The 19,827-nt window shown below is 61.3% G+C and carries 17 protein-coding genes; 9 read left to right on the forward strand and 8 right to left on the reverse strand.

Going from position 1 to position 19,827, the window contains the following annotated elements:
• Positions 1-103 precede the first annotated feature (103 nt).
• From K3A84_RS19420 to K3A84_RS19440, 5 genes are all read left to right on the forward strand, one after another.
• A complete protein-coding gene (locus K3A84_RS19420) occupies positions 104-523 on the forward strand; it encodes a helix-turn-helix domain-containing protein (protein WP_225011178.1) in 420 nt (139 codons plus the stop codon).
• Positions 520-1,170, forward strand: coding sequence for a GntR family transcriptional regulator (locus K3A84_RS19425; RefSeq protein WP_225011179.1), 651 nt, complete (start codon positions 520-522; stop codon positions 1,168-1,170). Before K3A84_RS19420 ends, K3A84_RS19425 begins: the two co-directional genes overlap by 4 nt.
• 169 nt (positions 1,171-1,339) lie before the next feature.
• On the forward strand, positions 1,340-1,477 hold the full coding sequence (locus tag K3A84_RS19430) for a hypothetical protein (RefSeq protein ID WP_225011180.1): 138 nt from the start codon (positions 1,340-1,342) through the stop codon (positions 1,475-1,477).
• A 123-nt stretch (positions 1,478-1,600) separates the two neighbouring features.
• Positions 1,601-2,206, forward strand: coding sequence for a lasso peptide biosynthesis B2 protein (locus tag K3A84_RS20670; protein WP_225011201.1), 606 nt, complete (start codon positions 1,601-1,603; stop codon positions 2,204-2,206).
• Positions 2,206-3,999: an asparagine synthase-related protein gene (locus tag K3A84_RS19440; RefSeq protein WP_225011181.1), complete on the forward strand. Its 1,794-nt coding sequence runs from the start codon at positions 2,206-2,208 to the stop codon at positions 3,997-3,999. The genes K3A84_RS20670 and K3A84_RS19440 overlap by 1 nt, the downstream gene beginning before the upstream one ends.
• Positions 4,000-4,027: 28 nt before the next feature.
• Here K3A84_RS19440 and K3A84_RS19445 read toward each other — a convergent pair whose 3' ends face one another.
• The 8 genes from K3A84_RS19445 to K3A84_RS19480 all read right to left on the reverse strand — a co-directional run bounded on the left by K3A84_RS19445 (position 4,028) and on the right by K3A84_RS19480 (position 13,526).
• Complete coding sequence (locus K3A84_RS19445; protein WP_225011182.1) at positions 4,028-6,148, reverse strand: Atxe2 family lasso peptide isopeptidase; 2,121 nt, start codon at positions 6,146-6,148, stop codon at positions 4,028-4,030.
• The gene (locus K3A84_RS19450; protein ID WP_225011183.1) at positions 6,148-8,760 is read right to left on the reverse strand and encodes a TonB-dependent receptor domain-containing protein; all 2,613 of its coding nucleotides are present in this window, start codon (positions 8,758-8,760) and stop codon (positions 6,148-6,150) included. Before K3A84_RS19450 ends, K3A84_RS19445 begins: the two co-directional genes overlap by 1 nt.
• Positions 8,761-8,852: 92 nt before the next feature.
• Positions 8,853-9,923 (reverse strand): FecR family protein, encoded by a 1,071-nt coding sequence (locus tag K3A84_RS19455; RefSeq protein ID WP_225011184.1) that lies wholly within the window; start codon positions 9,921-9,923, stop codon positions 8,853-8,855.
• Positions 9,916-10,458: an RNA polymerase sigma factor gene (locus K3A84_RS19460; protein WP_225011185.1), complete on the reverse strand. Its 543-nt coding sequence runs from the start codon at positions 10,456-10,458 to the stop codon at positions 9,916-9,918. Before K3A84_RS19460 ends, K3A84_RS19455 begins: the two co-directional genes overlap by 8 nt.
• Positions 10,459-10,742: 284 nt before the next feature.
• A complete protein-coding gene (locus K3A84_RS19465) occupies positions 10,743-11,090 on the reverse strand; it encodes a MarR family winged helix-turn-helix transcriptional regulator (RefSeq protein WP_225011186.1) in 348 nt (115 codons plus the stop codon).
• A gap of 51 nt (positions 11,091-11,141) precedes the next feature.
• A complete protein-coding gene (locus K3A84_RS19470) occupies positions 11,142-12,053 on the reverse strand; it encodes a phytanoyl-CoA dioxygenase family protein (protein WP_225011187.1) in 912 nt (303 codons plus the stop codon).
• Between the two features lie 10 nt (positions 12,054-12,063).
• Positions 12,064-12,690 carry an acyl-homoserine-lactone synthase gene (locus K3A84_RS19475; RefSeq protein WP_225011188.1) on the reverse strand — a complete coding sequence of 209 codons (627 nt, stop codon included), beginning with the start codon at positions 12,688-12,690 and terminating at the stop codon, positions 12,064-12,066.
• 77 nt (positions 12,691-12,767) lie between these two features.
• A complete protein-coding gene (locus tag K3A84_RS19480) occupies positions 12,768-13,526 on the reverse strand; it encodes a helix-turn-helix transcriptional regulator (protein WP_225011189.1) in 759 nt (252 codons plus the stop codon).
• A 240-nt stretch (positions 13,527-13,766) separates the two neighbouring features.
• Between K3A84_RS19480 and K3A84_RS19485 the strand changes: the two genes are divergently transcribed.
• The 4 genes from K3A84_RS19485 to K3A84_RS19500 all read left to right on the forward strand — a co-directional run.
• Positions 13,767-14,684, forward strand: a complete 918-nt coding sequence (locus K3A84_RS19485; RefSeq protein WP_225011190.1) for a DUF7146 domain-containing protein — start codon at positions 13,767-13,769, stop codon at positions 14,682-14,684.
• 32 nt (positions 14,685-14,716) lie between these two features.
• A complete protein-coding gene (locus K3A84_RS19490; RefSeq protein WP_225011191.1) occupies positions 14,717-14,956 on the forward strand; it encodes a hypothetical protein in 240 nt (79 codons plus the stop codon).
• A gap of 144 nt (positions 14,957-15,100) precedes the next feature.
• Positions 15,101-17,146: a ParB/RepB/Spo0J family partition protein gene (locus K3A84_RS19495; RefSeq protein WP_318248338.1), complete on the forward strand. Its 2,046-nt coding sequence runs from the start codon at positions 15,101-15,103 to the stop codon at positions 17,144-17,146.
• Positions 17,147-17,366: 220 nt separating this feature from the next.
• Positions 17,367-19,827, forward strand: a 2,461-nt coding sequence (locus K3A84_RS19500) for a strawberry notch-like NTP hydrolase domain-containing protein (protein WP_225011192.1), incomplete at its 3' end; no start/stop codon positions are given.

The raw sequence follows: 19,827 nt of genomic DNA on the forward strand, positions 1-19,827 counted from the left end.
GCCAAATTGGCGGCGGTTCCGTTTGACAGTGGTGGTATGCACACCTAGCAATAGGGCCCGGAATGGCCTTGGCGGGCGGTATCTCCCGTAAGGAGACGCGGAAATGTCGCTTGATTGCGCGGCTTCCGTTGCTGATGCACCGCTCTCGTATGTGAAAGAACAGTCGGGACGGCAGATCGAGGAAGCACGGAAGAAGATAGGTATCACGCAGCGCGAGCTGGCAAGGAATCTCGGCATGGGAGTCCGCTGGTTGCGTGAGATCGAGTCGGGAAATCCAAAGTCGAAGCTCGACGATCATCTGCGCTGTACCTATCGCCTTGGCCTGTCGACCGGCCATATTCTTATTCCCTTGCTGTTCGCGGGCCAACGCATGTGCTTCCCTAGGCAGCTCGCGGCTGGCGATCTTTGCGATCTCGAGCGGCTGTGCGTTGAAGTTGTCGCGGAGCGGAACCTCAGCCAACTCACCAATGCCTTGACGCCTCGCTGGCAGTCCTCGCCGCTCGTGGCGGGAGCGAGTTCATGATGTCCGCCGCCGATCCGATCACGCAAGAGCGCGTCTATCGGGCCTTGAAAGCAGATTATCTGGCGGGGATCTTCCGCGCCGGCGAGAAGCTCGAAATCCAGGATATCGCAGACCGCCATGGGGCGAGTAAAACACCCGTCCGGGAAGCAGCCTGTCGACTGATGGGAGAAGGCTTGGTCGAGCCGGATAGCGCCGGCGGATTTCGGGTCACGCTCGCGACCCCGCCAGCATTGATCCACCTCTATGCTTGGAATACGCATCTGCTGCTGGGCTTAGCCCAGAGGCTGAAGAAATCGGTTCTCAGCCGGACGCTGGACCGATTCTCGCATGCCGGGTTTGGCAGCACCCCCGTTGAGATCGCGACACTTACGGGATCGATCTTCCTGGCGTTTGCCGAAGCCACAGGCAATCTGGAGGCCATCGCTACCATCGCGCAGATCAACGAGCGTCTATTCTACCCGCGAGTCTCTGGAGCAGCCAAGGTCAAGGAGGCTGCTAGGGAACTCCGTACAATGACGAACTCCGCTGTGGTCGATGTCCACAAGAGCGTCCATCGGCGCATTGAATCTTACCACGAGCGGAGAATCGTCCATCAACAAAAAATTATCCAAAAAGCAGAGGAGAGAAGAATTTCTTCTGCAATATAGTCACTTACCAGACTTGGCGCAGGCCGGATAGAACACCAGAGCCAACTTCGAAATGCGCTGATCGGATACCGCGCCATTTTGTCTGGATATATTTGGGTCCGCCGACAATCCCAGCGAGCTAACTTTGGACTGCCGTGGATTCTCGCGGCAGATCAAGAAGGAGCGTGCCATGCAGCGCAACAATGACGATCGGGAAACCGAACTGGTCGAATTCGGCACCGTGATGGCCGAAACCAAGGGCACCGGCCAGCGCCTGTCGGACAGCATCGGTCTTCCCCAGGTCGGCGCCGGCCTCACCGACGACTGACTGGCTCTGCGCGCGCTCGGTCCGCCGGGCGCGCGCTTTGATCCCGGGGCGGGACTCATGACATATCGCCTACGCAACAATCTCCTCTACTGCATAGCTGGGGGCAATCCGGTCTTCCTCGATATGGGTGATGACCGATATTTTGGTTTGCCGGCCAAGGCCAATGCTACGTTCCAGAAACTGGTGAATGGCAATCCTTTGGTCGCGGGCGACGAGGATCAGCTCCGGATACTGTTAAGCCGCCACATCATCGTACCGGACCAAGAGGCGGCCGGTCTGATTCCGAAAAACGCCGTCCTCCCGCGAGTGTGCCGGGATTTGACCCTGCAGCGGCGGAGGGCAACGATAACGATTTGCGCGCGAGCTGTCGCTGCCGAGCTGTTATCCGCCAGGATGCTAAGGAGACGTCAACTCTGCGAGGTGAAACAATCGATCGAGACGAGAAGGAGCCTCATTCCAATCGATCGATCTGGTACGACCGAGAATTGCGTAGGGGAGATAGCCGAAGCTTTCGAATGGTCCCGATTGATCTTTTCATCGAAGGACCGGTGCCTCGTCCGATCGTTGGCGTTCGTCTCGGTATGTATAGATCTCCGCCAACATGTATCGTTGGTCCTTGGCGTGACCGCATCCCCATTTTCAGCTCACTGCTGGGTGCAACGCGACGACTGCGTCCTCAACGACACAGTTGAACGGGTTCGCCCGTTCACGCCGATTCTGGTCATCTGATGGCTCTTCGGTTCCTCCTGGTCGCCTCCGCCGATCGCGAGCGTCGGGTGGAACTGGAGGCCAAACTCTCGCAGCACGTCGCTCTCCAACCGGTCTTTCGAGGCTCATTGTTCGTTATAATGCTGCCGGCGGGAGAATCTGTTCTTGAGCTGCCCAATCATGGCGGAGCCGTGATTGGCCAGATCTTTCGTCGGTACGGCTCCGCAGCCGCGGTAGACAAGCTCGATGGTGTTGCGGGAGGAGCAATCCATACCAGCGGAGGACAGGAGCTAATCGACCGCTACTGGGGTGAATACATTGCCGTGATCGAAACGCCGTCGGCATTGCGAGTCCTTCGTGCTCCGTTGGGCAATCTCCCATGCTATTATATTCAGGCCGACGGCGTGACAGTCTTTGCGTCCGATCCTGACCTGCTGAGTGAGGCAGGCCTCTTCACCCCGAAGATCGACTGGAGCGGTGTCGTGCGGTACCTCTACGCTCGAGATCTGCCTTCCGAGACAACATCACTGGAGGGGCTGACGGAACTGCTGCCTGGCAATTTGGTGGACGTCCAGGATGGGGTCAGCAGGACCCGTCAATGTTGGTCGCCCTGGGATTTCGTTCGAGAGGATTCCCGACGGAGCGGAGATCCCGTCGAGGAGCAGTTCAAACGGGTGGCGCAGCATTGCGCTCGCGCGTGGGCCTCATCCTATGATCGCTTGCTCTTGGGCGTTTCAGGGGGCCTCGATTCGTCGATTGTCGCCGCGAGCCTCGACTCATCCAGCGATCTCTCGTGCATTACTTTGGTGACCGATGGTCCAGATGGCGATGAGCGAGAATATGCGAGGACGATAGCGCACGCGATCAGTGCCGACCTCCGTGAAGAATTCTATACTCTGCGTGATGTCGATATTGGCCGGTCCGTGGTCTCCCATCGACCACGGCCCTGCGGTAGAAGTCATGAACTCTCGTTTCACGCATCGGTTCTAAAAGCGGCACGGGAGGCCCACGCCGGTGCCTTTGTGACCGGTAATGGCGGCGACAATGTTCTCTACAATACCCAATCAGCGAGGCCTATTGCCGATCGATTCTTAGTCGAGGGCCTCGGTGCTGGTCTATTCAAGACCATTCAAGATATTTGCACCTTAACCGGATGTAGTGCGGTTCAAGCGATTCGAGAGGCACTGAGAGTCCTACGCCAATCCGGCCGAGCCTATATTTGGAAAGCAGACACTCTATTTCTTCATCGCGATATCGTGGATGCGCAAACGGCGGAGAAGCTATCGCACCCATGGCTGGAGGCGCCAAAGAACGCGCTACCCGGCAAGGCCGCTCATGTCGGCATGATCTTGCGTATGCAGCATCACCTTGAGGGTTACGACAGACATTGGGGATTGCCAGTCCTGAACCCGTTGGCTTCACAGCCACTCGTTGAACTCTGCCTGAGCATCCCGACCTGGGAGATGTGCATCGGCGGAATGAACCGCGCGGTTGCTCGCGCGGCATTTTCCGATGTCTTGCCGCCAGCCTTGATCGCGCGAAGGACCAAGGGTGGTCCAGACAGCTTCGCACTGCAGGTCATTGACCAAAATCTTGGTGAGGTCCGCGATCGGTTACTGGGTGGGAATCTCGCGCGACGAGGGATTCTTGATTTGAAGCATCTCGAAATGACACTTCATCAGGGGAGATTTCACGGGGATGCTGCCTACCTTCGTGTTCTTTCGTTGTTGGACACCGAAGCATGGATTGACCATTGGAACACCCGTCACCTCACTGCGGTTCGCTTGGCGGACTCGAGCTTGGAGCCGACCTGACCCGCGATGCTCTCGCATCCGCTCGACCTCAGCGCCGCGACAGCGCCAGCCCACGATGCTTCTGGTCTTGCCACCGTTTCGTATCCTCCGGCAGTATCGAGGAATCTGGTCCGATGTCTTTCAGCCAGAAATCAAACCAAGCTATAGCACGCCGGTACACAGCCAGGCGATGCGAGGGCTGCCATTTTATATGATGCTCATCCGGAAAGACGAAAAGGTCTACTGGACGACCGGCCTCTCTCAGTGCGGTGTAACCCTCAAGCGCTGCAAGATATTCGTCGTCCGAGACCTGCATGAGGATAGGGAACGCGACACGTCCGGGATTCTGGGCAAATGATATTTTTGGCCAAAAATCGGTGCCTTTGTCGGTGATGGACGGCCACCCAGCATCTCGGTACATCCGGCCAATTGTCGGTCCGAGAACAGCGGCCTGAGACCTCTCCCAGCAACAGCTGCTCATCACGCCGGCCTTGAACATCGAACTGTTCAGAGCCGCAAACTGAACGGTCGATGCCCCGTCGCTGAGGCCCGTGATGCCGACACGCTGGCCATCTACGATGCCTCGATCGATCAGCAGGTTTACGCCGGCTTCGATCGACGAAAGCACACTGCGACGATCTGAAAAATCGTCGACGTTCAGCCTTTCGACCTCATCCCAGCTCTTTGGATGAGCCAAATATCCAAAAGCCTGCGGCCGCTGAATGCTGAGTACGGCATATCCTCGGCCCGCGAATGCCTGGATGGGATATTCGTCGCCGGTACCGCCGCGCAAAAAACCTCGGGATTGATACTGAACCACGATCAGCGGGTATGTGCGTCCTGGCTTGTAGGCGATGGGGTAGACGAGATCGCCGAATGTCTCGATACCAATTGCATTCTTCCAAACCATGCGCTCGGCTCGACCCATCATCAGCCGACCGAAGTCCCGGTTTGGATCGAACAGAATAGTTGAGCGCCCCTTGGCAGGATCAATCAAGACAATGTGGCGGGGCCTGAGCGACGACTCACGTAGGCAGACGAGATTATCTTGAAGCGGCTTGCATCCCGTCAGCAGGTCGTCGGTCGCATACAGCCGTACCGGTCGGATCGGCCCAGGCGTCCATTCGTAGATCGAAGTGACGCTCTGGCCCCAGCCCTCGCTGCGCAGGTAGCGCACCCGTCGTGAATCGGCAGTCCACCAGACCAAATTTCCGGCATCAGCACATTCCGGATGGTGGCACACTATCGATCCGCCGCTGCGCATTTCCGCGATCAGTCGCGTCGTCGGAGGGATCACCTCGTTCGGGCTTATCCAAGCCTTACGCCCAGACGGTGCCTGTGCGGTCGAGATCGGCTGCGGCGCGGTGGGAGGCTGGTTGGGTTGCAGCAGCGAGATCTCGACCTCTGTGGCCGGACGGGCGACTCTCGTTGCGATATCGAGCGCCGTTACAAGCGTTGGCACTGGTCGTGGGATCGGGCGCTTCTGCGCCACTGGCGAGAAACGGTCATCGTAGAGGAAGCCAGCCACACCTTCTTTATCGATATCTTCAATTTCATCACGCAAGGCCGGGCGCGAGGAATAAACAACACTTCGTCCGTCGGGTGAGATTCGAAAATCCCCAACGTCGACATCACTATGCGTGATTGCCCTGCTTCCAGTTCCGTCAACGCTCGCGATCCACACTTGCGTGAGGCCCTGCACGCGCTTCAAGAATGCGATCCATTTTCCATCCGGCGACCAACGGGGCGTAATGACCTTGGGAATCCCCGACGGGAAGTCAGCCTTTCCAAGAATGTCGGAGGTCCACCGGATAAAGGCGCCGCCGCTATCGATCTGACGTGGCTTAGCGCCGGGACTTATTGAGACTACGAACATTCCCAGGCAAAAGCTGTTCGTAACAGGATCGGCGCGGCGAATCTGGAACGCGAGCATCTTGCCGTCAGGCGAAATCGAGAAAGCAGGTGACTCGGGAAAGTCACGGATCGAGCCGATATCCCGCAGCCTGATCAGATCCTCGGGTTCGACGCGAACCCCTACTTTTGACTCACCTTCCGCACTGGGTGTCAGGTTCGCACATTCCGGTGTTTCGGCCTTGAGCGGGGAGGAGGAGGCAGTCCAGCCGATGATCGCGGCAGCGGCACATCCGTGGACCAAGTCGGTCCATTTCATCACCATGCCTTCGTTAACGTGAAGCTGATCACGCGTCCGATACTGGAATAGTTCGCTGAATCGTATGGAGGTGTCGCAGGGTTGGTCGTGCGAACGATCGCCGGCTTTTCATTGAACAGATTGAGGACCGAGATAGTCGCTTCAATACCAGACAAAGGCCCGCTTGCGGACCTTGTTTTGACGCGCGCGACAGCATCGATTGACGTGAAGGACCCCACGCGCACGAACGGCTCGAAGCGATCGTCCAAAGTGCCGCCGATGTAGCTGGCCACGCCTGTAAGGCTGAAATTGTCTCGACTCCAGGTAGCTGCACCCCTGCCGCGCCAGTGCGGTGAATCACGCAGGGTTCCGGCGCGCTGCAGGGTCGGTTGGCCTGGGCTGAGCTGCTGATCGCTTTCGAGATAGCTCGCCACCCCCGTCAGTTCCAGGCGGTCAGAAGCATCCAGATCGATGCCGTAACTCGCAGCGAGATCGACGCCCCGAAGGGATTGGCGGGCAGCGTTCTGGAAGCGGTTGTCGAGGATTGCACCGACGCCGGCAGGATCGAACAGTTCACCGGTCTGGTTTGTCAGACCGGCTGGGACACCGGCGATAGCGCTCAGGACCTGTTGGGCTGTCGGATTGAGCGTTCGCAGGTCACTGTAGGCTTCAGAACTGAAGGCTCTGAGCAGATCATTGATTGGGGCGACAATGCGTTGCTTGTATTTCAGGTCAAAATAGCTCGCTTCGAGGCGCAGGCCCTCCAGGAACCGGGGGCGAACAACAACGGTCGTTGTCCAGGTAGTAGCCCTTTCAGGCTTCAGATCGGCACCGCTTCCTCCGAGAACGAGCACCGTGCCGAATCCCGGCGCTACTGCCTGAAAGATATCGCCGGGAACGAGGAAGGCCTGCCTGGCACTAAATTCCTGATAGAGCGTAGGCGCCTTGAAGGACTTTCCCCAGGTCGCTTTGATGGAAATATCGGACGTTGGATCGTAAACGATACCGAGTTTCGGCGTGGCCACGCCCGCCACGCCTCCATATGCCTCGTACCGCGTTGCGCCCGTCAAGATCAGCCGATGGAGGAGCGGGCGCTCGTTTTTCGGACCGACAATCGGCAGAGAGAGTTCACCATATGCGAAATATGCGTCGCGCTTCGCGGTGAAATCCTGGCTTGTGGAGCCAGTAACGCCACCAAAAGTAGTTCTAATGTTTCCGTAAAGATGAATGGACCGAAACCCGCCGCCGATGGCGAGCCGCGCCTCGCCGCCTGGCGTTGGGAACAATGGTCCCTCTGCGCCAAGTTCGATGGCATCCAGACGGTTTTCATAGGTAACCTTCGATTGGGCTACCGCATTTCCCTGAAAATAGCTGCTCACCCCAACATCTGTATCGCTATTGCCGTGCGTTGCCGTCAGGGTCAGTTCCCAGCGGCGAGGCAATTTGAAACGTAATCGAGGAGTGAGGGAAAACTGCGTAACCTTTTGGTCGGTGCGGGTGCCATTCGTCCGGACGTCAGAAGTCACGAAAAACGGACTTGATACACTCGAAGCGCGATCACTAAACTGGCCATCGAACTCAAACTCGATGTCCCCTGTGAGATTTTGATGCCCTGCCAGGACTGCGCTGTATTGCTTCAATGCCGGGAACAGCGTGGCAGAATCGTCCAACGAGGTTGTATAGGATCGCTGGTTGGATGTGATGTCCGTCGAGCGATTGAAATCGAGCGCTGCGACGAACCCGCCTGAAGCCCATCGATCGCCAGATACGACGCTATACTGCTGCTGAACATAGCCCCCATCAGTTGCCGCGCCGAAATGCGCCGATGCCTCTAGACCATCGAAATCACGGCGAAGGATGATGTTGGCTACGCCACCGACGGCATCCGAACCATAGAGAGCCGATGAACCGTCTGCGACAATTTCGACCCGCTCGACCGCGACCAGTGGAATTGAAGAGATGTCGACACCTTGGGCGGCGGCATCATAGGCGACGCGATGACCGTTCACCAAAGTGAGCGTTGCGTCCGCACCAAGTCCTCTCAGATTCAAGGTGGAAGACGAGTTGACGTTCTCGCTGCCTCCCTCGCTGCCGATCACCCCCGGATTTTGACCGCCCGAAAAGTTCTGGGGGATACTGCGAGCGAAGCTGGCGAGATCATTCAGGCCCTGGTTTTCGATCGCGGTGCGGGTTGCCTCTATGACAGGGGAAGTAGCATGACCTCCCCTGATGTGTGATCCCGTGACGATGATGTCACCCTCTTCCGCCGGGCGGTCTGCTATCTCGCCCGACGCCTCCGATCGCCCCCGGATGAGGATGACATCCTTTCGGAACTCGGCGGTGAGGTCGCTGCCCTCCAGCAACGCCCGGACCGCCTCGTCCGCACTGTAGGTTCCGCGGAGGCGGGGAGCATGTTTGCCCTTGACCGCCTCCGCACCGAAGATGATTTCGCGACCCGAAAGGCGACTGACGGTTCTTAGTGCGGCGCCGAGATCCCCAGCCTCGACATTATAATCCTGTCGTTGGCCATCCTGCGCGCTGGCCAGTGAGGCGATCGCCAATGCACTGATCGCCACCGCTGCAAGCAGTCGAATCCGAACCCCATTCCGCACTAACCCCATGATTTCCCCCATGCTGATCTCGCCATTATGGCGAGGCTTTCTGGGTGCATCGCAGCAAGGCCGCGAACTACGGGGTCACTATTGCAATATTTTCTTCACATTGTTCATCGGGGCCGAAGGAGAATCTCGTTCTGGCGGGTGCGGTCGACCTCCAGATCGAACAGGGTTGCGAGCCGATCGGCAACCCGTTCGGGATTGTCGATGCGGAACCGGCCCGAGACCTTGATCGCTCCAACTGCCGGATCGGAGACACGGATCGGGATCCCTGATCCCCGGTTGGCTTCGGCGATCACCTCGGACAATGGCGCCATGTCGAACTCCCTGGCCGCGGGGATGTCCGGCGCCGAAACGACAGCGACGGCATCGTGACCCCTCGTCGCTGAGGCCAGATCGGGGAGCCCGCTGATTCCGAAGCTCAGCTCTTCGCCAGCTGCCAGGCGCGTGATGGCCTGCTTGTCCCTGTCCACCGCGCCGGTCTTGCTGGGGCGCTCGACATCCACTGCGCCGCGCAACAGCCGCACCGTCACGCCATCGTCCCGGTCGAGGATGACGTCGAAGATCGTTCCGCGTGCGGTTACGCTCCCGCCGCCGGCAAGCACCACGAACGGTCGGGTTTCATGGGCGACGTCGAAACGCGCGCGTCCTTGCTTGAGGCGCAGTTCGCGCCGCTGGCTGTCGAATGCGGTCGAAAGGACGCTTTCGGCGTCCAGCGTGACCGTGGAGCCGTCGTCCAGCCGGAAGCTATGGCGAGCGCCTCCGACCGTTGAGAGCAGTTGTCCGTCCGGCCCTGCTGCCGGGCGCACCGAAGCGATCTCGGCGGTTCTGCCAAATAGGTTCGAGAGGGAGTCCCGTCCGACCCAGGCGCCGAACCCGACGATCATCAGGAAGCTGGCGAGCAGCGCCAATCCGCGCCAGCGCGAAGGTGTCGGATAACCATCATTGTCATCGCCGTCGGCCGCCGCATTCGGCGACTCGGCCAGGAATTTTCCAAGGGCGAAAATCTCGCCGGCGCGATTATACGCGCCAAGATGCGAGGCCCCGAGGGCCAGCCAGGCGTCGAAATCTGCGCGATACTGTTCCGCATCCGGGCCGCGCATGCGCGCGAACCAGAAAGAGGCCTCTTCTAGCAACTGATCCTGCCGGGGCGCGTTGCCCGGCATCTCATTCTCACCCATCGGCGCTGATGCTCTTGCTGATCCGGATGATTGCCTGAGCCACGTGCCATTCCACAGTACGGATACTAATGCCGAGCCGTTCGGCGATCTGCTTATATTCCAGTTCGTCGGCTCGGTGTAGCATATAGACCTCACGCGTTTTCGGCGGGAGGGTATCGACAGCAGCGCGGTAACGCTCGCGCATCTGGTTTATCTCGGCTGCCGCGTCCGGACCAAGCGACTCTGGACCGATCGCCACATCCAACATGGCATGCGATCGGGCCCTGGCCCATCGTCGTACCCGGTCGGCGAGGAGGTGCCGCACAATTCCTTGCAGATACGCCCCGGGGTTCCGTGATGCTGCGCCCGATTTGGACTCGGCGAGGCGGGTGAAGGCCTCCTGGACGATATCGTTACGGTCGTCCTCGATCCAGATCTTGCGCTTGAGCAGCCGTCTGAGGCGCGGCGCCTCGGTGCGATAGACCGCTTCGAGCTGCTTGCGATCGATGCCCTCGGGCTCCGTGCTGTGGCCATCGCCACCGTCAGGCTCCAGCATCGCGTCAAGCACAGGTCCGTGAGGGCGCGGAACCAAGCGCGCCGCCGAGCATGTCAGGGAATCTGGTCACGACGGATCCGTCCAGGCAGGCCGGCCTACTTAAGTCCAATGCGCGCGCCCAACCGTCATGGATCGGCGCATTTTATGCCTGGTAGGTTTATCCTGCAGACGGCTTCCAGCCTATTTCCGCACTGCGTCCTAGATGTGCATTAACGCCATTTCGGATGCAAGGGACGACGTCACGAAACTGCCCCTGAAAGGGACCGGGGCGTCGCCACCTTGATTCATGGCGGACATTTTCTCAGTTCGGGCTTCGCAACTATGTCGAGAAGGCCATCGAAATAGGCGTCGAGCAGCTCAGTTCCCTCGGGCGATAGCTCAACATTGATCCGACGCTGATCACGGGGGTCGGGCGTCCGGACGAGTAGATTGCGCTCGATCATTCGGTGGATCATCCGGAGCGCGGTCCGGGCCGGCGCCTTCGATGCGCCGCAAAGGCTGGTCAAGGATCTGGGCCGACGATCCTCGCGCGCATACAGGTCGAACAGCATGTTGAGAGCTGGCATTGAAAACAGGTCGCTGCCAAATCGGTTGCCAAGAAGGCAGTGAGCGCGAACGGCAAGGCTGATCATCACGCACCGGTCGAGCGTTGCCATGACGCTGGGCAGAGCGCCGCTCACGGGTCACGTCCGATCCGCCAGCCGCAGCCCGGCCGGCAATGTTCCAGCGTAAAATTGCGCGATCAGCGCCTCCTGTTCCGGCCTCAGCGCGTCGACTGCGCCGAATTCCCCAGTTCCCTCCGGGTCGAGCAGCATCGAGGGGCAGCGACCCTCGAACGTGCCGAGATTGGGCCGATGTGCGCGATAGCCCGCAAGCGCGGCGAGGCCTGCGGGAAAAGCACGCGCGACCTCGGGGGGATAGGCCAGCCACGGCAATTCATAGGGTTTGAGCCAGCCCAGGCTGTAGCTGACGATCATGCCGCGTCGCGAAATCGCCGTTCGGTTCGCGCCGCCGCCATGCAGCGTTGAGCCCAGGAACAGGAGGGCAGCTCCGGGGTCGAGCTCGGCGGGGATCGCTTCTGCGGGATCGATGAGGATCTCATCCTGTCGACGATGGCTTCCCGGCCAAATGCGCGTGGCGCCATTGGCTTCGGTGTACGGCGTGAACGGCCACATCACGTTGACCAGATATTCGACACCGGGCGTCCGCACCGGCCACATATCCTGGTCCCGATGCGGGGGCTGGACCCGGCCGCCGGGAAGGATTTCGATCGCCTGGGTCAGGTTGAGCTGGATGCTGTCGCAGCCGGCCCCCAGGATGCTCTCGACGATCTCCAGCACGAGCGCGTGACGAACGAAAGCATCCATGTGGGATGATCGCCGCAGCAAGCCATGAAAGCGCTTGGTCCATTCGCCGTAAAATGGTCCCGACGCATATGGCGTCCTCGCGAAATCATCCGCAAGATCGGTGGCGAGAGCGTCGACCACGACAGGCGAGATCGCGTCGGGAATGATGCAATAGCCCTCAGCGGACAGGGCTCCCACCCAGTTCGCGACGGCAGCGTCCCTCGCATCGGGGATAGGTTCCATGAGCATGGTCGCCTCCCTACGCCGCAAGCGGTGTTGCGACGCCACCGAGTTGGAGGCGAACCGAAGCATAGGTCCCGGCTTCGCGGAGCTGTTCGATCGTCCGCCCCGAGATATGGATCTGCAATGCGCCTGTGGTGGCGCCGGCAATCGTCCTCGGCTCGCCCAGCGGCTCGCAGTTCCATCCCAGCGTCAGTATCTGGGTCAGCCATCCTGAATCGGCGACGCAGACGAAGCGCGTGATGCCGTGCAGAAGCGCATATTGCACCGCGGCCGTCGTCAGGCGATTGCGAACGCGCAGCCGTTCGCTAGCGCGCAGGCGCGGCGAAAGGCAGCCGCGGGTGATTTCCCAGATATCGGCCCCGGACGGGGGCGGCCCGTCGCACAGGTGAGGGAAGACCGAGCCCAACAGATGCGGCCGATCGGTCGGCAGCAGACGGATCGATCCGAAATGCTCGCCGTCCTCCGCCGCGCTGATCAGATAGACAGCGTGCTCGCCATCGAACTGATCGATCTCGAACTGCCCGTCGATGACCGGAACTTCCCATTGGCGCATGTCGACGAACACGCGCTTGCGGTCGCGGTGCATATTGTCGAGTGTCGCCGATGCGCCCGGGCCGACATGGCCCGCGAAATATTGAATCATGGAGCTTCTCCCGCTGGTTAGCGGAAGAACAGCTCAACCAAAGACGCCTCGGTCGCCACCCGCTGATCAGGGGGTTGTCACCGTCCAAACACCTCCGAAAAGGAGATCTGGCCATCGAACAGAGCCCTCGCGATCAGGAGCGGGCGCTGCGCGTTGCCATAGGCACGGCGGACATTCTCGACATGCTCATGTGCTGTCGCTGCCGAAATTCCGAGCAACGCACCGATCTCGGGATCACCCTTTCCGCGGGCGACCAGAACCAGCGAGTCCCGCTGCCGCTCGGTCAGTTGAGGGAGTTCGTCCAGTCCCGCGGGCAATGCTCCCCGCGAGCGCATGATGCGGCGTGCCGCCTCGAACGCATAGGTGCCGATCAAATTGGCGATGGGCAGCGCGTTCGGGCGCAGCCGCTCGAATGAATCCGCCCCGAATGAGCAGGTGCCGCGATATTCCCCGGGGACATGGACGGGAATCGTATAGCCTTCGGAGAGACCATAAGGACGGGCCGCCTCGAGAACGGCTTTCTGCCGCTTCGTCAGCCGGATCATCATCGGTACGTCGGTCCAGAGAAACCCCGTGGCAGTTCGCGTGCTCGCCTGGTGTACGGGATCGTAGAGGAAATAGCCTTCGCCGAGCGACCTTTCGATCCACGCGGGGTGATAGTTTGTGATGCGGATCGCATCCTGCGGTGGGCCCGCAAGATCGACATGATGGCCCATGGCGAATTGCCGGAAGCCAAGATTAAAGGCGCAGGCCTCCAAATGGAGGTACAATTGTTCCTCCATTTGCGCACTGAGAAAGCCACTAATCATGCCTTTGAAATCGAACTGATCAACCATTTGCTCGCTCCGGAAGTTGAGCGGCCGAGCATCTCCGTTTGGCGTCAGGCTTCTTGTAACATTTTGCGCTGAAATCGCCGTTTACCGACACACTGTCCATTCCGGATCAAGTCACTGCGTCGGTTTTCAACCGGCCGGATTCAGGAGATGGGCGACCGCCACGCCACGATGATCGAAGCGGGAGAGGGGATCGGGGTTGGGGCCTGAGATGAGGCTCTCTTGACCAATGGTTCCATGTCCATGACCAATTCAGCCCATAATCTAGCGCTCGAGACCGCCGCGGCCGAGCTTGTCCGCAAGCTCGGCGGCGTCTGGCGCCCCAACGGTGGCATGTGCTTGTGCCCGGCTCATGAAGACCGCACGCCCAGCCTGTCAGTCCGGGTTGGCGACCGAAGCCTGCTCTTCAAATGCTTTGCCGGCTGCACCGGTCTCGAGGTCTTGGGTGCCATCCGCCGGCTGAAGCTTGACGTGCCCGTGGACAATAGGGCGGTCGCCCGGGCGCCAGCGCGACTGGATCTGGCCATGGCCGAACGTGCCAGGGCGATCTGGACCGAGGCTCGACCGGCGGCGGGGACACCGGTTGCCTCCTATCTTTCGGCACGAGGGATCACCCATCTGTCCTCGGCCGTGCGCTTCCACCCGCGGACCCCGTTGGGTAGAGGTGCCTCCGTCTCGTTCAGGCCCGCCATGATTGCGGCCGTTTGCGACGATACGGGCGTCACAGCGGTACAGCGCGGATTTTTCGACCGGGCCGGACCCTGGCTCGCGTCCGACCTCCCAAAGGCCAAGCTCACATTGGGTCGGCCACTCGCCGGCGCGGTGCGGCTATATCGGCCTGCTCGTTGCCTGGGGCTCGCCGAAGGCATCGAGACCGCCCAGTCCGCCGCCCTGTTGCTGAACATTCCCGTCTGGGCGACGCTTGGAAATGAGCGGCTTGCGCGCATCGCCATTCCAGAACGAATCGATCGCCTCATCCTTCTGCCGGACAATGACTCGGGAGGACGCTTGGCGGAACAACAGGCGCAAGCCGCCTATGCCCGTCCCGGGCGCTCCATCGTAACCATCTGGCCATGGCATGGGCTGAACGACTGGAACGACGTCCTAATGGAAGAGCTGGGACTGACGAACAAGGGCGCCAGGGTACGGGTCGCAGCTTGACTCTATGTTCCTTATTTGTTCTCAATGTCGCCATGATGCGAATCGATGAAGATGCCCTGTCCCTCCATATCGAGGTAGCGCTCGCAAGCTCGCCGCGCAGCCTGCTAGACGATCTGGACAATGGGGATCGGCACCGGCGTAATCTGGCTGTGTCGGCCATTGCCCGCGAACTTGCTGAACGGCTGCGTTGCTTCGACATCCAGTTCGTTGACCAGCTCCCGTCAGCGCCCGCACAGCCCACGCTCTTCCTCGACATGGGACCGATGGGCTGACCTCCTGATTGCCCTGCTGACCGGTGCCGCCGTGCGACAATGCTGGCGGTGATCACGGCACCGCCAAGCCACGAAGGAGTGAAGGGGGAGGGGATCCGATGCGGTTGGAGGCCTGATGGTCAGGTCGCCCCGCATTGGAGAAATATGATGACCTATCCGACCATCGTCTATGCGCGCGCCTTGGATTGCCACAAGTCGCCGCACAATGTCCGCACCCAGAGCGATGCGGACGCCGATGCCGAGCTTGAGGCCAATATTGGCGAGACCGGCATCATCCTGGAAAACCTGATCGGCGTGGCCGTTGCCCGCAAGAAGGGCAAGTTCGAGATTTATGGCGGCGGCCGGCGCCTCGACGGAACGCACGCCAACATCGCAAAGGGCAAGCTCGACGAGGATTTCATGGTTCCCGTCCTTGTCGCGAAGAACGCCCGGGACGCTATCGAGATGAGCCTGGCGGAGAATTACTTCCAGTTGCCCATGAATCCCGCTGACGAATGCCGCGCTTTCAAATCGATCATCGAACGCGAGAAGAAGGTGCCGGCCGATCTCGCCAAGCGCTTTGGTAAGACCGAGCGGTTCGTTCTCGGCCGCCTGCGCCTCGCCGATCTGGCGGAACCGGTGTTCAGTGCCCTGCGGATGGGCGAGATCACGCTCGAGGTCGCCACCGCCTATGCCCATACGTCCGACACCGACCGCCAGGCCAAGGTGTTCGCCCAGATGGATCAGGGCTATTATCGTCATAATCCGAACGAGATCCGCAGGGCGGTTGCCAGCGGCTCCTACAAGGGTGGCGATCCCAAGGCGATCCTCGTTGGCCGTGACGCCTATCTCGCCGCCGGCGGGAGCATCGATGCCGATCTGTACACCAACCAGTTCACCGAACTGTGGCGTGACGGGAATCTGGTCGACAAGCTGGCCGAGGAAGCGCTCGCGCAGGCGGCCGCAGCGATCCGCGATCGCGAAGGCTTCGCCGAAGTGCGCACGATCCCGGCGACGACCATCCCCTATTCCGAGACCTTCCAGCTGACCCGGCTCGTTGGCGAACCTGCACCGCTCGCGCCGGAGGTCGAGGCCCGCAAAGCGGAGATCGAGGCGGAACTCGCCGAGATCGAAGGACACGCCGAGGAAGCCGATGGGTATACCGAGGAGCAGTCGGAACGGATCGAGGTGCTCGAGGAAGAGATCGGCGCGATCATCGACACGGCGGAGGTCATCACGGACGAGCAGAAAGCTTCGGCGATCGCCTATGTCATGATCGGCAAGGACGGCCAGCCTTGCGTCTACGAGGAACTGTTTGTCGCGGTTTCGGAGGACCCGGACGAGGTCGACGAGGACGAAGACGTGGATGGCGACGACGAGACGATCGAGACCGGCGAGGACGAAACCGAAGCACCGGCGGCCGAGCATTACAGCCAGAAGCTCAAGGACGAGCTGGCGATGATGAAGACGGAACTGCTCGCGCTCCACATCGCCAACGACCCGCACTTCGCACTCGATCTCGGCACCTTCATCATGGTCGATGATGCCTGCCGCCTGGGCTATTATGGGATGCCGAGCGAACTTCGGGCGAGGGCGCCGAGCCCGCGTGTTTCCGGCTTCACGAGCGACACTCCGGCCGCGCAGGCCTGGGCAAAGCTCGATGACGCTCTTGACCGCAGCTGGATCAATCACACTGAGATCCATGAGCGGTACGACGCCTTCTGCGCGCTCGAAGATAGTGCCCGCGCGGCCTGGCTCGGTTGGGCGGTCGCCCGGACTTTGCACGCCGTTCCCGAGGGGATGACCGGCAGCAGCTTCCTCAATCATCTCGGAGCCAAGCTCGGCATCGACGTCGCAGCCTGGTGGCGTCCGACCGCGCGCAACTTCTTCGATCGCATCACCAAGCCTGCGATCCTGAAGCTGTTCGAGGCCATTGGCGGCATAGAGTTGAAGAACCGCTACGCGGCGTCGCGCAAGTTCGATCTCGCGGCATCGTCGGAGAAGCTGTTCGCCGGCCAGGTCATCGCCGACGCGGAGGTCAAGGAACGGGCGCTTGCCTGGCTTCCCGGGCCGATGCGGTTCGCCGTGGAAGATGCAGAAATCGACGCGACCCTGTTCGGGGACGCGCCGGTCGCGGCGAACGATCCGGCTCCGGTCGAGCCGGAGCCGGCCCACGACGAAGAGCCGATCACCCTGCCCAAGGCCGCTTGATCGAAAAGCAAGATTGGGGCCGTGGCTCGCGCTGCGGCCCCTCAAGCGCAGAACCGTCACCTGATTGAAAGCGGGGACATCGATCATCACGAAATCACCGATGCATGAATCGAGAATGCGCGGCCGACATCTACCGCGCGGCGTCCGAGAAATGAGGAGGGAAGGGGGGACGGCGAGGTGAGGGCCCGGGGGCTCTCGACCATTCGCTGGAGAACCGCCCATGACCTGTCCGCTCTTCGCCGCGCCCGCCGCAGCCACCGAACCCTCTGCCAAGGCAACCTCGCTCCTCGAGGTCGCCAGGATCCTCGTCGATCGCCTTGCCGACGGTACGAGCGTCTCCCGCCAGACGCTCAAATCCCTGATGCGCCGCCACTTCGGCGGCTCGGACGCATGGGGCGATTGGTCGATGCGCGCCGCCTATGAGGCGCTCGAAGCGGCCCAGGTCTTGCTGGCCCTCAATCCGGCCAGCGGTCTCATCGACTATGACAACCCTATCACCGCGACTGCCGCACGCGACCGCCTTTCACGATTGCTGCCGACCCAAAGTTATCGCAGCGAACGTCAGGTCGACCTGCAACAATTCTCCACGCCGCTGCAACTGGCCTGGCTCGCCGCGCACGCTGCCCGGATCACCGATGCCGATACGGTGCTCGAGCCCTCGGCCGGCACCGGTATGCTCGCCGTTCATGCGCGACAGGTCGGTGCGCGCCTGATTCTCAACGAGCGCGACCCGCTGCGCGCCGACCTTCTGGCACTGACCCTCGACCAGCCCGTGAGCCGGCACGACGCCGAATTCATCCATGACATGCTCGATCCTGCCGATCGCCCCAGCGTCGTGTTGATCAATCCTCCCTTCTCACGCAGCGAGGGCCGAGGCCGGGATCGCCATGCCGGCGCACGGCATCTTCGTTCTGCCTTGCTCCGCCTAGCCGACGGTGGTCGCTGCGCCGCGATCATGTCGCCCGCCTTTGCCCGCGATGGCACCGGATCGAAGGGCTATGACGCCGTCACGTCGCTTGTTCCGGCTCGGTTCGAAATCACGATCAACGGCCAGCCCTATGCCAAGCATGGCACCGCAATCTCGATCAGGCTGGTGATTTTCGACAAGGGCTGGACCGGCGAGCCTGAATGCCACGTCGTCGCCGATCTGCGTGACGCGCTGTCGATCGTCCTCGACCTGCCGCCGCGCCTGGACGCCGGCGAACCGCCACTGCCGCCCGCGCCGCTCGCGCAGTTCTTGCCGGCCAGACCAATTCTGGCGCCGCCGGGACGCGCTGGTGGATTGTTCTCGCGCGTTGAGCCGCTCCGCCCAATCGCGCCGCTCCCTGCGCCAACCGTCGCCGGAGAGCCTGAATTGCTCAGCTATGAGGTGCTGGATGTACCCTCGGCAATTAGCGAACAGATCGGCATCTACGCCCCCTGGCGGCTTGCTCGCATGGCCTTCACCGATGTCAGTCCGCACCCGGACCAGTTGGTGGAGTCGGTGGCAATGTCGTCGATCCTTCCGCCGCTGCCAACCTATCGGCCGATGTTGCCGCCGCGCGCGGTAGAGGCGCTGTCCGACGCGCAGCTCGAGACGGTCATCTATGCCGGACAGTCCTTCGCGCGTGACCTGCCGGGCTATTATCGGCCCAATCAGGCCGGCACGCTGCTCGAACCCGATGCCAATGGCCACGTCTATCGTCTCGGCTATATGGTCGGCGATGGAACGGGTGTCGGCAAGGGCCAGCAGATCGCCGCCTGCATCCTCGACCGCTGGTGTCGTGGTCAGCGTCGTGCTGTCTGGATATCCAAGAGCAGCGCGCTCCTGGAGGATGCGCGTCGCGACTGGACCGCGCTGGGCGGCATGGCGATCGATATCCAGCCGCTCGACGCGTTCGCATTTGGCGCGCCGATCACGATGGAAAGCGGTATCCTGTTCCTGACATTCGCGACGCTTCGATCCCAGCGGGACGACGCGCAATCGCGGCTGCAGCAGATCCTGTCCTGGCTTGGCGAGGACTTCGACGGTGTCATCGCCTTCGACGAGGCCCACGAACTCGCCAACGCCGCTGGCACCGAAACCCAGTACGGCACGCAGAAGGGCTCCGAGCAGGGGCTGGCGGGCGTGCGGCTCCAGAACCTCCTGCCGCGGGCCTGCATCCTCTACAACAGCGCCACCGGCGCCACCGATCCCGCCAATCTCTGCTACGCCAGCCGCCTCGGCCTATGGGGCCAGGGGGCCGCCTTCGAGACCCGCGAAACCTTCATGGCGGCGATCGGCAGCGGCGGGATTGCGGCCATGGAAATCGTCGCCCGCGACCTGAAGGCGCTCGGACTCTATACTGCGCGCGCGCTGACTTTCCGCGGCGTCGAATATGATCCGCTCGAGCACAAGCTCACGGATGACCAGATTGCGGTTTATGACGCCTATGCCGACGCATGGGCGCTGATCCACCAGAATCTCGACGAGGTTCTCGAAGCGACCAACATCGTCGATGGCATGAATGGCCGTGCGCTCAACGCCCAGGCCAAGGGTTCGGCGCTGTCGCGCTTCGAAAGCGCGAAGCAGCGCTTAGGTCCGCCTGGCCAGACTGTATCCTTTGCTCGCGATGAGGGGCAGGCCGACCGCCGCGCTAACCCAAAAAGCTGGCGGTGGTCGGCCTGTCCCTCGCGTCGCGCAGCGACGCCCGGAACCCATC

Source organism: Novosphingobium percolationis (genome assembly GCF_020179425.1).
GTDB classification, from domain to species: Bacteria; Pseudomonadota; Alphaproteobacteria; order Sphingomonadales; family Sphingomonadaceae; genus Novosphingobium; species Novosphingobium percolationis.

Excerpts from the sequence above, each read along its gene's own strand:
- K3A84_RS19450 (WP_225011183.1), bottom strand. The coding sequence starts at position 8,760 with ATGGGGGAAATCATGGGGTTAGTGCGGAATGGGGTTCGGATTCGACTG.
- K3A84_RS19480 (WP_225011189.1), bottom strand. The coding sequence starts at position 13,526 with ATGGTTGATCAGTTCGATTTCAAAGGCATGATTAGTGGCTTTCTCAGT.
- K3A84_RS19430 (WP_225011180.1), top strand. The coding sequence starts at position 1,340 with ATGCAGCGCAACAATGACGATCGGGAAACCGAACTGGTCGAATTCGGC.
- K3A84_RS20670 (WP_225011201.1), top strand. The coding sequence starts at position 1,601 with ATGGGTGATGACCGATATTTTGGTTTGCCGGCCAAGGCCAATGCTACG.
- K3A84_RS19465 (WP_225011186.1), bottom strand. The coding sequence starts at position 11,090 with ATGATCAGCCTTGCCGTTCGCGCTCACTGCCTTCTTGGCAACCGATTT.
- K3A84_RS19455 (WP_225011184.1), bottom strand. The coding sequence starts at position 9,923 with ATGGGTGAGAATGAGATGCCGGGCAACGCGCCCCGGCAGGATCAGTTG.
- K3A84_RS19440 (WP_225011181.1), top strand. The coding sequence starts at position 2,206 with ATGGCTCTTCGGTTCCTCCTGGTCGCCTCCGCCGATCGCGAGCGTCGG.
- K3A84_RS19490 (WP_225011191.1), top strand. The coding sequence starts at position 14,717 with ATGATGCGAATCGATGAAGATGCCCTGTCCCTCCATATCGAGGTAGCG.
- K3A84_RS19425 (WP_225011179.1), top strand. The coding sequence starts at position 520 with ATGATGTCCGCCGCCGATCCGATCACGCAAGAGCGCGTCTATCGGGCC.
- K3A84_RS19460 (WP_225011185.1), bottom strand. The coding sequence starts at position 10,458 with ATGCTGGAGCCTGACGGTGGCGATGGCCACAGCACGGAGCCCGAGGGC.
- K3A84_RS19485 (WP_225011190.1), top strand. The coding sequence starts at position 13,767 with ATGACCAATTCAGCCCATAATCTAGCGCTCGAGACCGCCGCGGCCGAG.
- K3A84_RS19470 (WP_225011187.1), bottom strand. The coding sequence starts at position 12,053 with ATGCTCATGGAACCTATCCCCGATGCGAGGGACGCTGCCGTCGCGAAC.
- K3A84_RS19445 (WP_225011182.1), bottom strand. The coding sequence starts at position 6,148 with ATGAAATGGACCGACTTGGTCCACGGATGTGCCGCTGCCGCGATCATC.
- K3A84_RS19420 (WP_225011178.1), top strand. The coding sequence starts at position 104 with ATGTCGCTTGATTGCGCGGCTTCCGTTGCTGATGCACCGCTCTCGTAT.
- K3A84_RS19475 (WP_225011188.1), bottom strand. The coding sequence starts at position 12,690 with ATGATTCAATATTTCGCGGGCCATGTCGGCCCGGGCGCATCGGCGACA.
- K3A84_RS19495 (WP_318248338.1), top strand. The coding sequence starts at position 15,101 with ATGATGACCTATCCGACCATCGTCTATGCGCGCGCCTTGGATTGCCAC.